Annotated in this window: 11 protein-coding genes, 3 pseudogenes and 4 other annotated features; of the genes and pseudogenes, 6 read left to right on the top strand and 8 right to left on the bottom strand. The window is 48.6% G+C overall.

The features are described 5' to 3' along the window. Positions 1-312: 312 nt before the first annotated feature. The gene (ydbK, locus tag SF1822) at positions 313-3,837 is read right to left on the bottom strand and encodes an oxidoreductase, Fe-S subunit (protein ID NP_707680.1); all 3,525 of its coding nucleotides are present in this window, start codon (positions 3,835-3,837) and stop codon (positions 313-315) included. Between the two features lie 176 nt (positions 3,838-4,013). Here ydbK and SF1821 point away from each other — a divergent pair, with 176 nt between their 5' ends. Then, positions 4,014-4,376 (top strand): hypothetical protein, encoded by a 363-nt coding sequence (locus tag SF1821; protein NP_707679.1) that lies wholly within the window; start codon positions 4,014-4,016, stop codon positions 4,374-4,376. Next, positions 4,373-4,493: a sequence feature (Similar to Escherichia coli K12 heat shock protein hslJ gi: 1787644 (141 aa). BLAST with identity of 99% in 40 aa. This CDS has been truncated. The sequence has been checked and is believed to be correct.), on the bottom strand. Its footprint overlaps the gene before it by 4 nt. Here the strand turns inward: SF1821 and hslJ (SF1820) are convergent. The 6 genes and pseudogenes from hslJ (SF1820) to ydbH form a co-directional block, all read right to left on the bottom strand. Beyond that, positions 4,373-4,493 (bottom strand): annotated as a pseudogene (hslJ, locus tag SF1820). It overlaps the preceding feature by 121 nt. The gene SF1821 and the pseudogene hslJ (SF1820) overlap by 4 nt on opposite strands. Continuing rightward, positions 4,494-5,261 (bottom strand) — a mobile genetic element. After that, complete coding sequence (gene insB / locus SF1819; protein ID NP_707678.1) at positions 4,509-4,904, bottom strand: insertion element IS1 protein InsB; 396 nt, start codon at positions 4,902-4,904, stop codon at positions 4,509-4,511. It overlaps the preceding feature by 396 nt. Beyond that, positions 4,931-5,206 carry an insertion element IS1 protein InsA gene (gene insA / locus SF1818; RefSeq protein NP_707677.1) on the bottom strand — a complete coding sequence of 92 codons (276 nt, stop codon included), beginning with the start codon at positions 5,204-5,206 and terminating at the stop codon, positions 4,931-4,933. It lies within the feature at positions 4,494-5,261. Before the next feature lie 396 nt (positions 5,262-5,657). Continuing rightward, complete coding sequence (gene ydbL, locus SF1817) at positions 5,658-5,987, bottom strand: hypothetical protein (RefSeq protein NP_707676.2); 330 nt, start codon at positions 5,985-5,987, stop codon at positions 5,658-5,660. Between the two features lie 4 nt (positions 5,988-5,991). Beyond that, positions 5,992-6,177, bottom strand: a complete 186-nt coding sequence (ynbE, locus tag SF1816; RefSeq protein ID NP_707675.1) for a hypothetical protein — start codon at positions 6,175-6,177, stop codon at positions 5,992-5,994. Beyond that, the gene (gene ydbH, locus SF1815; protein ID NP_707674.1) at positions 6,174-8,813 is read right to left on the bottom strand and encodes a hypothetical protein; all 2,640 of its coding nucleotides are present in this window, start codon (positions 8,811-8,813) and stop codon (positions 6,174-6,176) included. Before ydbH ends, ynbE begins: the two co-directional genes overlap by 4 nt. Positions 8,814-9,020: 207 nt before the next feature. Here ydbH and ldhA point away from each other — a divergent pair, with 207 nt between their 5' ends. After that, a complete protein-coding gene (gene ldhA / locus SF1814; protein NP_707673.1) occupies positions 9,021-10,010 on the top strand; it encodes a fermentative D-lactate dehydrogenase in 990 nt (329 codons plus the stop codon). Between the two features lie 98 nt (positions 10,011-10,108). Then, positions 10,109-10,453, top strand: a sequence feature (Similar to Escherichia coli K12 heat shock protein hslJ ref: NP_415897.1 (140 aa). BLAST with identity of 99% in 114 aa. This CDS has been truncated. The sequence has been checked and is believed to be correct.). Next, a pseudogene (gene hslJ, locus SF1813) lies at positions 10,109-10,453 on the top strand. It overlaps the preceding feature by 345 nt. Next, positions 10,432-11,199: a mobile genetic element, on the bottom strand. Its footprint overlaps the pseudogene before it by 22 nt. Here the strand turns inward: hslJ (SF1813) and insB (SF1812) are convergent. Beyond that, a complete protein-coding gene (gene insB, locus SF1812) occupies positions 10,447-10,950 on the bottom strand; it encodes an insertion element IS1 protein InsB (RefSeq protein NP_707672.1) in 504 nt (167 codons plus the stop codon). Its footprint overlaps the feature before it by 504 nt. The pseudogene hslJ (SF1813) and the gene insB (SF1812) sit on opposite strands and share 7 nt — an antisense overlap. Here insB (SF1812) and ydbD point away from each other — a divergent pair. From ydbD to SF1809, 3 genes and pseudogenes are all read left to right on the top strand, one after another. Next, a complete protein-coding gene (gene ydbD / locus SF1811; protein ID NP_707671.3) occupies positions 11,064-13,373 on the top strand; it encodes a hypothetical protein in 2,310 nt (769 codons plus the stop codon). A 170-nt stretch (positions 13,374-13,543) precedes the next feature. Then, entirely contained in the window at positions 13,544-14,149 is a 606-nt protein-coding gene (locus SF1810) for a hypothetical protein (RefSeq protein NP_707670.2), read from the top strand. Beyond that, positions 14,149-15,044 (top strand): annotated as a pseudogene (locus tag SF1809). The gene SF1810 and the pseudogene SF1809 overlap by 1 nt, the downstream one beginning before the upstream one ends. The last annotated feature ends 7 nt before the right edge of the window (positions 15,045-15,051 follow it).

Raw genomic sequence — 15,051 nt, 5'->3', positions numbered from 1 at the left:
AAACATCCTAAAGGAGAAGTTCAGTTAGCCGATAAATATCATTTGTTACGCCTTAAGTAAAACCTTAATCAAATAATTCCTCTGAAATGATAATAAGTCTGGTGAATGTATCGAAGATAATACATACAAAATAAAAATTATACTTTTAATTTCCTATACGTTATTCTGCGCGGGTTATATGCCTTTATTGTCACAGATTTTATTTTCTGTTGGGCCATTGCATTGCCACTGATTTTCCAACATATAAAAAGACAAGCCCGAACAGTCGTCCGGGCTTTTTTTTTAGAATTGGATAATCCTTATCCAGAGCATTTAATCGGTGTTGCTTTTTTCCGCTTTTCCGGCCATTTGTGCTAGGAAGTCATAGCGTTTTTGCAAATTAGCTGCAGCATCTTTCCATAACTGTTCTGCCACTTCTGGCTGCTGCGAATTCAGACGACGGAAACGCTGCTCGTGAAGTAACGTTTCTTCCAGTGCTTCTGACGGCGGGCGTGAATCCAGCGCCAGCGGCAGTTTGCCTTCATCGGCACGACGCGGATCAAAGCGATATAGCGGCCAGAAGCCGGTAGCAGTGAGTTGGCGCATCTGGTCGTGGCTGAGAGCCAGATCGTAACCATGCTCTTCACACGGGCTATAAGCAATGATCAGCGATGGTCCCGGATACGCTTCCGCTTCCTGAATCGCTTTCACCGTCTGGTTCAGCTGCGCGCCGAGAGAAATCTGCGCCACATAAACATGACCGTACATCATCATACTGACGCCAAGATCTTTACGCGCTTTACGTTTGCCGTGCTCGCCGAACTTAGTTACTGCACCCAGCGGTGTCGCTTTCGACGCCTGACCACCGGTGTTGGAATAGCATTGCGTATCCAGCACCAGAATGTTGACGTTTTCCGTCAAACTCAATACATGATCCAGACCGCCAAAGCCGATATCGTAAGCCCAGCCGTCGCCACCAATCAGCCAGATTGATTTTTCCACCAGTGCATCTGCGTCACGCAGAAGTTCATGTGCTTCGGCAACATCGTTGAGTTGCTGGCGTAAAGCTGCGACCTGTTCTCGACGAACCTCTGGCGTAGCGTCTGATTTCAACGCCGTCAGTAATTCCGCCGGGATTTTATCGGCAAATTGATCCAGCAGACGCAGCACGCGGACACGGTGTTGATCGACCGTCAGGCGGAAACCAAGGCCAAATTCGGCATTATCTTCAAATAGAGAGTTCGCCCATGCCGGCCCACGACCGTTGGCATCGGTGGTATACGGTGTAGAGGGCAGGTTACCGCCATAAATTGAAGAACAGCCGGTGGCGTTAGCGATCAACATCCGGTCACCATAGAGCTGAGTCAGCAATTTAATATACGGCGTCTCGCCACAACCGGGGCAAGCACCTGAATATTCAAACAGCGGTGTAATCAGCTGCGATGTACGAATATCAATACGTTCCAGTTTGCTACGGTCGATTTCTGGCAGGTTGAGGAAGAAATCGTAATTGATTTTCTCTTCTTCGACATGTTCCTGGCGAGACATCATATTGATGGCTTTAATCTCTGGATTCTGACGGTCTTTCGCCGGGCAAACTTCGACGCACAGGTTACAACCGGTGCAATCTTCCGGTGCCACCTGCAAGACATATTTCTGCCCGCGCATATCACGCGATTTCACATCTAGCGAATGCAGGCTGGCAGGGGCGTTTTCCATCGCTTCAGGCGGTACCACTTTTGCGCGAATAGCTGAGTGTGGGCAAGCGGCGACGCAGTGGTTACATTGGGTACAGAGTTCCTCTTTCCAGATGGGGATCTCTTCGGCGATATTGCGTTTTTCCCAGCGAGTGGTGCCCATCGGCCAGGTGCCGTCTGGCGGCAGCGCCGAAACGGGGAGGGCATCACCAAGCCCGGCGAGCATCGCCGCGGTTACGGTTTTCACGAAATCAGGGGCGGCATCGGAAACCACTGGCGGTCGATTGGCGCTGTGCGGATTTACCGGTTGCAACGGAACTTCTTCTACGGATTCACGCGCCAGCGCCAGAGCCTGCCAGTTGCGCTCCACCAGATCCTGACCTTTGCTACTGTAACTTTTGGCAATCGCACCCTGCAATTCTGCGAGGGCGCTATCGCCAGGCAGAATTTGCGTCAGATGGAAAAAAGCCATCTGCATGACGGTATTAATACGGGCCGCCAGGCCACATTCGCGGGCGATTTTCGCCGCGTTAATCACATAGAAGCGCGCTTTTTTCTGGTTTAACACGGCCTGAACTTCCTGCGGCAAGCGCGACCACACTTCATCTGCGCTGTACGGCGTATTAAGCAGGAAAATGCCGCTAGGTTTTAAACGCTCAGCCATCTGATATTTATCGATAAACTGCAACTGGTGGCAGCCAACAAAATCAGCCTGGGAAATGAGATAAGCGGAACGAATCGGCTGTTCGCTCACGCGAAGGTGAGAAACCGTCAGGCCGCCCGCTTTTTTGGAGTCGTAAACAAAATAGCCCTGTGCGTACCACGGCGTGGAATTACCGATAATCTTGATATTGTTTTTGGTTGCGGAAACGCTGCCATCACTACCAAGGCCATAAAACAAGGCTTCAAGTTTCGCCGAGTTTGGCAGAGTGTTTTCCGGCAACGGCAGTGACAGATTGGTCACATCATCGTAAATACCAACCGTAAAGCGTGCTTTAGGTTTAGCCGCGTTGAGCTCGGCAAATACCGCCAGTACACAGTCCGGGCCAAATTCTTTGGATGAAAGACCATAGCGCCCACCAATGACACGGGGCAGGGTTTCGCGCTCACCATTATTAAAGGCTTCTGCCAGTGCGGTCATCACATCCAGATAGAGCGGTTCTGCCTGGGCACCGGGTTCTTTGGTTCTGTCCAGTACCGCCACGCTGCGTACGGATCCCGGCAGAGCTTGCAGCAAGTGTTTGGCGGAGAAGGGACGGTACAGACGAACTTTCAGCACGCCAACTTTTTCGCCACGGGTTAGCAATTCATCAACCACTTCTTCACAGGTGCCAATGGCAGAGCCCATCAGGATAATCACCCGTTCCGCTTGCGGATGCCCGTAATACTCAAACGGCTGATACTGACGACCTGTCGCGGCAGCGAAATCATTCATCGCCTGTTCAACATGGTCATAGACCGCGTTGTACCAGGGATTGGTGGCTTCGCGAGACTGGAAATAAGTGTCAGGATTGGCGGACGTACCGCGGATCACCGGATGTTCCGGGTTGAGCGCCCGGGCGCGATGAGCATCAATTTCGGCCTGCGGCATGAGATCAAGAATAGTGTCATCGGCCAGCGGGACAATTTTATTGATTTCGTGGGACGTGCGAAAACCATCAAAGAAATGAATAAATGGCACGCGGCTCTTCAGCGTTGCGATGTGCGAAATGAGAGCAAAGTCTTGCGCTTCCTGGACGTTAGCCGCACACAACATCGCGCAACCCGTCTGGCGCACCGCCATAACGTCGGAATGATCGCCAAAAATAGAAAGTGCATGTGTGGCAACGGTACGTGCCGCTACATGCAGGACAAATGGCGTCAGTTCGCCTGCCAGTTTGTACAGCGTCGGGATCATCAGCAGCAAACCCTGCGATGACGTAAACGATGTTGAAAGGGCACCCGTCTGCAAAGCGCCATGCACGGTAGCGATAGCACCCGCTTCCGACTGCATTTCAACCACGCGTGGTGTGTCTCCCCAAACGTTCTTCAAGCCGTTTCCGGCCCAGGCATCAGCCTGTTCTGCCATCGTGGAACTGGGGGTAATAGGGTAGATGGCGATAACTTCACTGATGCGAAACGTCACCGAAGCAACCGCGCCATTACCGTCAATAGTAATCATATGACACCCTTACATTGCGCAAATGAGGGGCGCACGAAATTGCTGCGCGCCCAGTAGTAATCCTTCAATTTTAGCAAATGGCTTTCTTCTGCATTTTCGCTTTTGTGTCCCCCACATCAGAGTAATGAATGTTTTGATCAAACAGAGGGCAAAAAAATAGCCATAAAAAAGTAAAAATGCGGGGCAACGCGCAGGACAGCTCTCGACGCCGCCCTCTGTGCTGCCTATTATTTATGGCGGTGTCGTTTGGCTTGAAGATCAGAGGAAGAAGAGATGCGAGCAGCGTTTTGGGTAGGTGTGCCGCTTTATTGTTGTCGGCGTGTAGTAGTGAGCCTGTTCAGCAGGCGACTGCGGCGCACGTAGCGCCAAGTTTAAAAGCGTCGATGTCCAGTAGTGGAGAAGCAAATTGTGCAATGATCGGCGGTTCGCTTTCTGTTGCCCGTCAACTGGATGGTACGGCGATTGGGATGTGTGCATTACCCAACGGCAAACGCTGTAGCGAACAGTCACTTGCCGCCGGGAGCTGTGGCAGCTATTAATTCATTAAATCCGCCAGCTTATAAGTTAATGTCTGTTTCGCGGTCGCCAGCGTTAACTGGTTCGCGGTCAGATCCACTTGTGCACCTTCTTTCAGCATTTCGCTAATGGTGTTATCGGGTAATGACTCCAACTTACTGATAGTGTTTTATGTTCAGATAATGCCCGATGACCTTGTCATGCAGCTCCACCGATTTTGAGAACGACAGTGACTTCCGTACCAGCCTTGCCAGATGTTGTCTCAGATTCAGATTATGTCGCTCAATGCGCTGAGTGTAACGCTTGCTGATAACGTGCAGCTTTCCCTTCAGGCGTGATTCATACAGCGGCCAGCCATCCGTCATCCATACCACGACCTCAAAGGCCGACAGCAGGCTCAGAAGACGCTCCAGTGTGGCCAGAGTGCGTTCCCCGAAGACGTGCGCCACAACCGTCCTCCGTATCCTGTCATACGCGTAAAACAGCCAGCGCTGACGTGATTTAGCACCGACGTAGCCCCAATGTTCGTCCATTTCAGCGCAGACAATCACATCACTGCCCGGTTGTATGCGCGAGGTTACCGACTGCGGCCTGAGTTTTTTAAGTGACGTAAAACCGTGTTGAGGCCAACGCCCATAATGCGTGCACTGGCGCGACATCCGACGCCATTCATGGCCATATCAATGATTTTCTGGTGCGTACCGGGCTGAGAGGCGGTGTAAGTGAACTGTAGTTGCCATGTTTTACGGCAATGAGAGCAGAGATAGCGCTGATGTCCGGCAGTGCTTTTGCCGTTACGCACCACGCCTTCAGTAGCGGAGCAGGAAGGACATCTGATGGAAATGGAAGCCACGCAAGCACCTTAAAATCACCATCATACACTAAATCAGTAAGTTGGCAGCATTACCCGTAGTTTGTACCGAATGTTTGCCGATAAAGGTTTGGTAGTCGCGCAATATATTCGTAACCGTCGTCTCGATTTTTGTGCAGATGCGATTCGCCATGCCGCAGATGATGAAAAACTGGCAGGCATCGGCTTTCATTGGGGATTTTCTGACCAGAGTCATTTTTCAACGGTATTTAAGCAACGCTTTGGGATGACGCCAGGCGAGTATCGACGTAAATTCCGCTAACTAATTGGCGTTGCATGTACTGCAACGCCAATTAGTTAAAACAGATATTTGACTATGCATTTTTCAGGGCGAAAGGCAATTTGACAGGAGTTTTTGAATATTCACCTTGTTTCAGGAAAATAGATCAATCGCTTTCTCCTGTAGCGTTATCCCGATATTGCGGTTTTGCTATTAAAACTTTCGCACCCATTTACCGTTTATCCCTTGTACATATTCCCCCGGTTTGGCCCGAGCTACGAGCTTTTGCCCGGCGAGTTTCGCGATATCATCTACAGACACATTATTTTGCTTTGCCCGTTGTTGGTAACTCGCTTTACGTTCGGCATTAATTTCGGTTACTAATTTCTCTGTTTCAGCATCCGTTTTCAGCGCAACCAGATAACCATAAAATGTTTCACCTACCCGCCCCTGAGTTCTGGCTTCATCCAGAGTCAATGCCATTACATTGCTGCTTACCAGCCCAACAAGAAACGCACAAAGAAGTAATGTTTTCTTCATCATCGCCTCAGAAAAGATCGCTACGAGTTTCAAGCAGCTCTTCGACATCTTTGTCTGCCTTGATGATGATCTCATGCTCAATTTTAACGTTCATATTGATAGTGATCGGTTCCTTAGGTGCAGCGACTTCAATGCGAGGCGTACAGCCAACCAGCATAAAAGATGACGTCAACGCAGCCAGTAAAATTTTCATTGTTTTTCCTCACACTCTTTTCCTTGCGGACAGTCATTTCCCGGCAGACGTGCGTTCTGCTCCAACCATGCCTGGAGATTATCGCCAAAGCGTAAACTGCGCCACAGCGTAAAAATATTCTCTTCATGATGGTAATTAAGGTTTACCGTACCGCTTTTACCATCAACGCGACTGGTACCTGTAATGTTGGCCTGCATGGTTAATAAACCGAGATTATCTAAGTTAATTTTTGTCGATGACCGGCTAATTTCCATATAGCGCAACCAGTTAATTGCTGAACCCGCAGTCATATTGTCTTTCACCACCGCATCTGCGGTATCTTTATCCAGCCGCAAGGTCATTAGCCCGCTATTTGCCAGCCAACCATCTTTCACTATCCATTTTTCGTTGTTTAGCCATAACGGCAATGCACCACTAAATGCCCCGGACATGGCGAATTGTTTCGGATTGACGGCGCTAACCAGTTCGCTGGATGAGAGATTATTCAGCCGCAACAGCGCCGGGTCATGTTGCGGCATACGTAATTGTTTCATCAGCACGTTACCGCCTAACACATCGACGCTAACATCAGTCAACAGCAAGGGTTCTTCTTCAGTCCACGGATAACGCCCTTGCAAATCAGCCGTAATATTTTTCGCTGTCACCAGATTAATCACTTCGGCAATTCGCAACGTAACGGGGCCGCGAGTCCCCAGATGCCAGGCTCCATCGGCAAAACGGAAAGGCAGGACAAAATCGACACCGTTAACCTGATTATCTGGCATCCAGGCACTACCGCCTTTCAACACGCCGTGCCCTCCCGCGCGGAATCCTTGTTCAGGCGCAGCAGAAAATGCAACCTGAGCATACAGTTCACCATCGCGTAAGTTCATCTTCCAGTCGGGTGGCACCAGCGGCTGGAATACAGTCAGTGATTGTTTTGGCCACCAGGCGTTACCGCGCAGACGAATACCGTCCCAGCGACCATTTACCCGAACCGGGCCAATCTCACCAGCATGTAAATCGCCTTTAAAGAGGAAATAGGTCGGATTGCGCCCATCGACGCTAAATTTTAAGGTTGATGGCGGTAACACACTGCCGCCAGTGAACAGCGTTTGCCCGGCGTCCAGTGACAGCGCGCCGCTGAAGGAGGGATGCTGTGCGTCACGTACCCAGACGACGGGCTTGTCGAGAATTAATCGCGGCTTTTCTACCGTCATCGTACCGTATTGTAACTGGTCGAAACCGGTGGAGAGATCGGTCAGCGTAATCGTGCTGTCATGCCACTCACCTTTTCCTGCGACATCCCAGGTGGCATTCATCGGTGTAAAACTCCCTTTTCCCCAGTAGCGCCACTGCCAGCGGCCAGCGTCAGGGAGAAAATCATTCGCCAGCCCATCCATATGCAGCACGAAATCGCCCAGTTCATTTTCATGCGCCTGCAAAATGGCCTGCAAACGTCCGTCAACACCACGTTGGGTGACTTTTACACCCGCTAAAGGCCAGCGGATTTCATCGATGTCCAGCGAATCGATGACTCTTCCCTTTGAACGAAGTAACGCGCCTGGCTCAAAGGTCAGCGTTGGGTCAGACAGACTTCCACTTAGCTGCGCAGGTAAACGGGCATATAAAATGAGGTCCGCCTGTTTCGCTTCACCGGTCAGCTGCAGAGGCAGTTGACTGTTATCCATGCTTAATTTTCCTGGGCCAAAATTAAGCACCGCGTTGCCCTTACCCGCTTGCCCCTGGGTCAGCACATTCAGTCGTCCGCTGACCAGAGCGTTCTCAAGCCCTGCCTGCCAGTTGTCGACTTTGACACCCAGTCGGCCACTCAAAGGAAAACCAGCATACAGCCAGCTCCAGCGACCATCGCTTACGGTCAATTGTTGACGAGTAATTTGCCACGGCAAATCGAGCAACGGATCGCCGTTATCCCGTGCCAGCACGATCAATTGCCCGCTATTTTCCTGCCAGTCCAGCTCGGCATCCACCAGTGACGGTTCCTGCGGCAAGTTTAACGTCGCAGTAGCATGCCCACTTACAGGAAGTCCATCCGGCACGAGCGGCATAGTAAATTCCCCCACCAGTTTAACCGGCGGCTGATTTTCAAACGCGACGACATCCAGTTCGCTGACTGTAAGTTGTTGCCCTTTCAGCTGGCCTTGAAATTTAACTTTTTCGCCCTGATAACGCAGTTGCTGGATATCAGAGGTTAATGCGAGAGAGAGTTTTCCCTGCCATTCCTGCCAGGGAGAAAAAATCAGTTTATCGATATTGATCCAGGTGTTAGGCAGCATGGACTGCCACTGCGCGAGGGTTTTTGGAGCAGCTGGCGATTGCTCCGTCTGCGGCAATTTCGCCAGACAAGCAGAATCAAGTTCTACCGTGCCGACGTTCAATAACCAGCGGCTGGGATGTGAAAGGCTGGCGTTGGTGATATGCGCAAGCTGACAATCTCCCACCAGATAACGGAGATCGGGAATGATTAAACCTTTACGCGTAATGCGTGGGCTTTCATCTAATGCAATACGTGTCCCGAGCGGTAGCCAGATGTCCGCCAGCGTGGGAACCCACAGCCCGAGCGTCATCAGCAGCGTCAACGGCACAAGAATAATCAGTAATAACAGCGCGAGAACGGCTTTATATTTACCCAGCATGGGTAGTTAATATCCTGATTTAGCGAAAAATTAAGCATTCAATACGGGTATTGTGGCATGTTTAACCGTTCAGTTGAAGGTTGCGCCTACACTAAGCATAGTTGTTGATGAATTTTTCAATATCGCCATGGCTTTCAATTATATTTGAAATTTTGTAAAATATTTTTAGTAGCTTAAATGTGATTCAACATCACTGGAGAAAGTCTTATGAAACTCGCCGTTTATAGCACAAAACAGTACGACAAGAAGTACCTGCAACAGGTGAACGAGTCCTTTGGCTTTGAGCTGGAATTTTTTGACTTTCTGCTGACGGAAAAAACCGCTAAAACTGCCAATGGCTGCGAAGCGGTATGTATTTTCGTAAACGATGACGGCAGCCACCCGGTGCTGGAAGAGCTGAAAAAGCACGGCGTTAAATATATCGCCCTGCGCTGTGCCGGTTTCAATAACGTCGACCTTGATGCGGCAAAAGAACTGGGGCTGAAAGTAGTCCGTGTTCCAGCCTATGATCCAGAGGCCGTTGCTGAACACGCCATCGGTATGATGATGACGCTGAACCGCCGTATTCACCGCGCGTATCAGCGTACCCGTGACGCTAACTTCTCTCTGGAAGGTCTGACCGGCTTTACTATGTATGGCAAAACGGCAGGCGTTATCGGTACCGGTAAAATCGGTGTGGCGATGCTGCGCATTCTGAAAGGTTTTGGTATGCGTCTGCTGGCGTTCGATCCGTATCCAAGTGCAGCGGCGCTGGAACTCGGTGTGGAGTATGTCGATCTGCCAACCCTGTTCTCTGAATCAGACGTTATCTCTCTGCACTGCCCGCTGACACCGGAAAACTACCATCTGTTGAACGAAGCCGCCTTCGATCAGATGAAAAATGGCGTGATGATCGTCAATACCAGTCGCGGTGCATTGATTGATTCTCAGGCGGCAATTGAAGCGCTGAAAAATCAGAAAATTGGTTCGTTGGGTATGGACGTCTATGAGAACGAACGCGATCTGTTCTTTGAAGATAAATCCAACGACGTGATCCAGGATGACGTATTCCGTCGCCTGTCTGCCTGCCACAACGTGCTGTTTACCGGGCACCAGGCATTCCTGACAGCAGAAGCTCTGACCAGTATTTCTCAGACTACGCTGCAAAACTTAAGCAATCTGGAAAAAGGTGAAACCTGCCCGAACGAACTGGTTTAATCTTGCAGCTCCCCTGCAATCCAGGGGAGCTGATTCAGATAATCCCCAATGACCTTTCATTCTCTATTCTTAAAATAGTCCTGAGTCAGAAACTGTAATTGAGAACCACAATGAAGAAAGTAGCCGCGTTTGTTGCGCTAAGCCTGCTGATGGCGGGATGTGTAAGTAATGACAAAATTGCTGTTACGCCAGAACAGCTACAGCATCATCGCTTTGTGCTGGAAAGCGTAAACGGTAAGCCCGTGACCAGCGATAAAAATCCGCCAGAAATCAGCTTTGGTGAAAAAATGATGATTTCCGGCAGCATGTGTAACCGCTTTAGCGGTGAAGGCAAACTGTCTAATGGTGAACTGACAGCCAAAGGGCTGGCAATGACCCGTATGATGTGCGCTAACCCGCAGCTTAATGAACTCGATAACACGGTAATGACTCCAACTTACTGATAGTGTTTTATGTTCAGATAATGCCCGATGACCTTGTCATGCAGCTCCACCGATTTTGAGAACGACAGTGACTTCCGTCCCAGCCTTGCCAGATGTTGTCTCAGATTCAGATTATGTCGCTCAATGCGCTGAGTGTAACGCTTGCTGATAACGTGCAGCTTTCCCTTCAGGCGTGATTCATACAGCGGCCAGCCATCCGTCATCCATACCACGACCTCAAAGGCCGACAGCAGGCTCAGAAGACGCTCCAGTGTGGCCAGAGTGCGTTCACCGAAGACGTGCGCCACAACCGTCCTCCGTATCCTGTCATACGCGTAAAACAGCCAGCGCTGACGTGATTTAGCACCGACGTAGCCCCAATGTTCGTCCATTTCAGCGCAGACAATCACATCACTGCCCGGTTGTATGCGCGAGGTTACCGACTGCGGCCTGAGTTTTTTAAGTGACGTAAAACCGTGTTGAGGCCAACGCCCATAATGCGTGCACTGGCGCGACATCCGACGCCATTCATGGCCATATCAATGATTTTCTGGTGCGTACCGGGCTGAGAGGCGGTGTAAGTGAACTGTAGTTGCCATGTTTTACGGCAATGAGAGCAGAGATAGCGCTGATGTCCGGCAGTGCTTTTGCCGTTACGCACCACGCCTTCAGTAGCGGAGCAGGAAGGACATCTGATGGAAATGGAAGCCACGCAAGCACCTTAAAATCACCATCATACACTAAATCAGTAAGTTGGCAGCATTACCAAGATAAACAACAAGTTGAACAAGCTATCAACAGTAGCGTGAATCTTGTCCCCTTCGGTTTATCTGCATCGGACTGGAAAGTGCATCGTGGCGATTTAGTGGTAGAAGGTAATATAGAGAGTAATCAAAAATTGATTGTTCTTGGCAATTTGACAGTCAAAGGTAATATTTCCACTTTCTCTCTTTCTAATCCATGGGTTATTCTCGGTAACGTGACGGCAACGAATATAGTTACGGATTCACCACTGTTAATTACCGGTTCGATAAATGCAAGTGGACTGGTATTTATCGACTCATATTACGATAATCCGTCTACGATTAAGGGGAGTATTAATGCGCGTGGGGTATTTATCAATGACATAATTGCACCTGTTGTTGCGTCTTCGACAAATAGTGAATTCATGGTCCGTGCGAGTGACAAAAATGACACTGAAAATGTCAAAAAAGCGCTGATGATAATAAATCCTGATGCATATTATTGGGGTCTAATAAATGATGAAGATGCTCTGAAAGAAATTTTTAAGCGAAGCAATATTCGCATGGCAGGGAATGTCTGTAATCAGATGAAAAAAGAAGCGCTGTTTCGCCCTAAGCCTTCTCCTGAGTTAGTGCAGGAATTGCAAATGCTGGATGAAGGCAACGTTGCTGCATTTGAAGGACGAGATATTGCGACATTTGATCTTGCCATAATGCGAACTCTCCCAAGGCTTAAAGGAATTTCAGCTAACCTACGCAAACAACTTATTAATAGCAATGATGAACAAACGATTGAAAGTATGGCGAGATATATGCCTGACAATGAGATTCTGGAGTTGACCGATCAGCAATTGGGTTACCAGCCTGTTGTTCTGGGGTTGCTCGACCGTGAACCGCTCTCTGTCGAAATAATGACGCGAATGAGTCGTCTACCTGATGGTGTCGGTCCGTTGAATCTTGCGCTACGTGAAAATCTCCCTCTGGATATCGTCATGACTCTGGCGAAAAGAGATTGGGATATGATCATTCAGGAGCTTTATAAAGATGCGTGGTTATTGCCCGAATCCATTATTGATGGCTATATCCGCAGTGATGATTCCTCTATTCGTCAGGTCGGTGCTGGAGGACAACTCACTTACAATCAGGCAATGCAGTTGGCGAACGATTCATCAAACAATGTTGTCACAAGCTTAGCGTTCAAGCTGGCAGAGATGAAACACCATGGTCAATTATTGCGGATGACGCCACAAGAGAGTGACAAAGTTGCAGCCTATTTATACCAAAAATTCGAGAATGACGATGATCTAATACGTGTGTTATTTTTAGCATTGCCAGATAACTTACAGTTTAATTTTGTTAAAAGGATGGAGAAAAAATCCCCTGCCTACTTTTGCTGTCGGGATATGCAGGTAATTCACTCTGACGCTGCTTTACAACGGTTATTGACACGTTTCAACGATCCTGAGGGGTGGAGTAATCTGGCGAAAAATCAGTATCTGAGCACGTCGATGAAACAAAAAATTTGGCAACGTGCTTTATCGCATCGGAAAAATAATCCGAAAGCAGATTCAGATGCATATGAAACCAGCGCTGATATGATTTTGTCTGAGCTGATTAGCCACGGCGAAGTTGATGACCAGATGCTATTAAATGCCGCCGCCCTGATACGTTTGGAAGACTGGGACTTTTTAGAGAGTGCATTAGTTAGTTGGGATAATTTACCCGCTGTTGTTCTCAAGGAATTACAGCAAAACACGCCACGCAATGATATTTGGGCGAAGTTTTTTCTGAGGCAGGAAAATAGCTCCCGTGCGCAGGTTGATGAAGCATTACGTGTTTATTATGCACTCGACCCCGATGCGTTAGCACAACTGGATGTACTGGCAAAACAACCGGATCGTATATGGTGGAGTACACTGGCGAAAAGCAATCTCACATTTTTCAAGTTCGGCGCACTTAGCAACCGCCACACCCCCTCTGCGGCACTGGCGGCAGAAATTGATCCCGAGTGGTGGATTGTGGCGATGAATAATCCCCGCTTTCCAGTTGATGTATTGAAGGCGAGGCTGAAACGTGATCCTTTGCTGGCGTTAGAGCTTGTTAACCCTGAACTGGATTTAGTCCGCCAGCTGGCGCTTAACGGTAAGACGCGCGCAATACGGGAACAAGCGATGAGGAAACTTGATGAGTTGTATTGAATAACAGCGTAATAATTTTTAACTACTTGATTTATTGGGGATAATCATTCCTGACAGTGAGCCCCCAATACCTTGATATATTCTGAATTTTTAATGAAGCGGCGTGTTGCGATATCTCCGTCAGGGGAATTGATGCACCATAGCGCAAACCGAATTATCAAGGATTGATAATGACGCTCTACCAGATAAAACCGCTCTTTCAGTCGCTGTTAAGGCCGACGATGTTTTGGCTTTATAAGCACCACGTTACAGCGAATCACATCACTCTTACGGCACTGGCGCTTTCTCTTTTTACCGGATTGCTGTTGGTGTTGGTGGCACAACCCATCCTCTTTTTGCTATTGCCCATCGTGCTTTTTATCCGTATGGCGCTCAATGCGCTGGATGGCATGTTGGCGCGTGAGTGCAATCAGCAAACACGTCTGGGGGCGATTTTGAATGAGACTGGCGATGTTATTTCCGATATTGCGCTCTATTTACCGTTTTTATTTTTACCGGAAAGTAACGCATCACTCGTGATACTCATGTTATTTTGCACCATATTGACCGAGTTTTGCGGTTTACTCGCGCAGACGATTAACGGTGTTCGCAGTTATGCCGGTCCATTTGGCAAAAGTGATCGCGCGTTAATATTTGGTCTGTGGGGTCTGGCCGTTGCCATTTATCCACAGTGGATGCAATGGAATAATCTTTTATGGAGCATTGCTTCAATTCTGCTTATCTGTACTGCGATTAATCGTTGTCGGAGTGTGCTTCTTATGAGCGCTGAAAGATAATGCTGGAAAAATCTCTGGCAACACTTTTCGCGTTGTTAATTTTAGCAAGCTGATAAACCGTTTTCTGCTATGGCGGTTACCTGAGAGAAAAGGGGATGAAGTTACATTACGTATTCGTACCTGGTGGGGCATCGTCATTTGTTTTTCACTGGTGATTTCAGGCCCACGCTGGATGACGTTGACGTTTTTTACGCTGATAAGTTTTCTGGCATTGAAAGAATATTGTACGCTTATATCCGTACATTTTTCGCGTTGGTTATATTGGGTTATTCCTCTTAACTATTTGCTTATCGGTTTTAATTGCTTTGAGCTGTTTCTGTTATTTATACCTTTGACTGGGTTTCTGATATTAGCCACCTGGCGAGTTTTTGTGGGTGACCCCTCCGGTTTTCAGCATACCGTGAGCGCCATTTTTTGGGGATGGATAATGACCGTTTTTGCCTTGAGTCATGCCGCCTGGCTATTAATGTTGCCAACCATAAATATCCAGGGCGGGGCGTTACTGGTGTTATTTCTTTTGGCGTTAACCGAGTCAAACGATATTGCACAGTATTTATGGGGGAAATCCTGCGGCAGAAGAAAAGTGGTCCCCAAAGTCAGCCCGGGAAAAACGCTGGAAGGTCTGCTGGGGGGCGTAATCACCACCATGATTGCGTCACTGATTATTGGACCGTTGCTGACACCGCTAAATACATTACAGGCATTATTAGCGGGTTTGTTAATTGGTATTAGTGGTTTTTGCGGCGATGTAGTGATGTCAGCCATCAAACGAGATATTGGTGTTAAAGATAGTGGAAAACTATTACTAGGACATGGCGGACTCCTTGACAGGATTGACTCATTAATTTTCACCGCTCCGGTATTTTTTTATTTTATTCGCTACTGCTGTTACTGAAGGAAAA

This window comes from Shigella flexneri 2a str. 301 (genome assembly GCF_000006925.2).
GTDB lineage: Bacteria > Pseudomonadota > Gammaproteobacteria > Enterobacterales > Enterobacteriaceae > ECMA0423.
The sequence above is the reverse complement of the archived record's forward strand: the minus strand, read 5'-3'. Positions and strand labels throughout refer to the sequence as shown.

Bases quoted from the DNA above. Each gene is read 5' to 3' on its own strand.
- ynbE (NP_707675.1), bottom strand. From the start codon at position 6,177: ATGAAAATTTTACTGGCTGCGTTGACGTCATCTTTTATGCTGGTTGGC.
- ldhA (NP_707673.1), top strand. From the start codon at position 9,021: ATGAAACTCGCCGTTTATAGCACAAAACAGTACGACAAGAAGTACCTG.
- insB (NP_707672.1), bottom strand. From the start codon at position 10,950: ATGTCGCGCCAGTGCACGCATTATGGGCGTTGGCCTCAACACGGTTTT.
- ydbL (NP_707676.2), bottom strand. From the start codon at position 5,987: ATGATGAAGAAAACATTACTTCTTTGTGCGTTTCTTGTTGGGCTGGTA.
- ydbK (NP_707680.1), bottom strand. From the start codon at position 3,837: ATGATTACTATTGACGGTAATGGCGCGGTTGCTTCGGTGACGTTTCGC.
- SF1810 (NP_707670.2), top strand. From the start codon at position 13,544: ATGACGCTCTACCAGATAAAACCGCTCTTTCAGTCGCTGTTAAGGCCG.
- SF1821 (NP_707679.1), top strand. From the start codon at position 4,014: ATGCGGGGCAACGCGCAGGACAGCTCTCGACGCCGCCCTCTGTGCTGC.
- ydbH (NP_707674.1), bottom strand. From the start codon at position 8,813: ATGCTGGGTAAATATAAAGCCGTTCTCGCGCTGTTATTACTGATTATT.
- ydbD (NP_707671.3), top strand. From the start codon at position 11,064: ATGTCCGGCAGTGCTTTTGCCGTTACGCACCACGCCTTCAGTAGCGGA.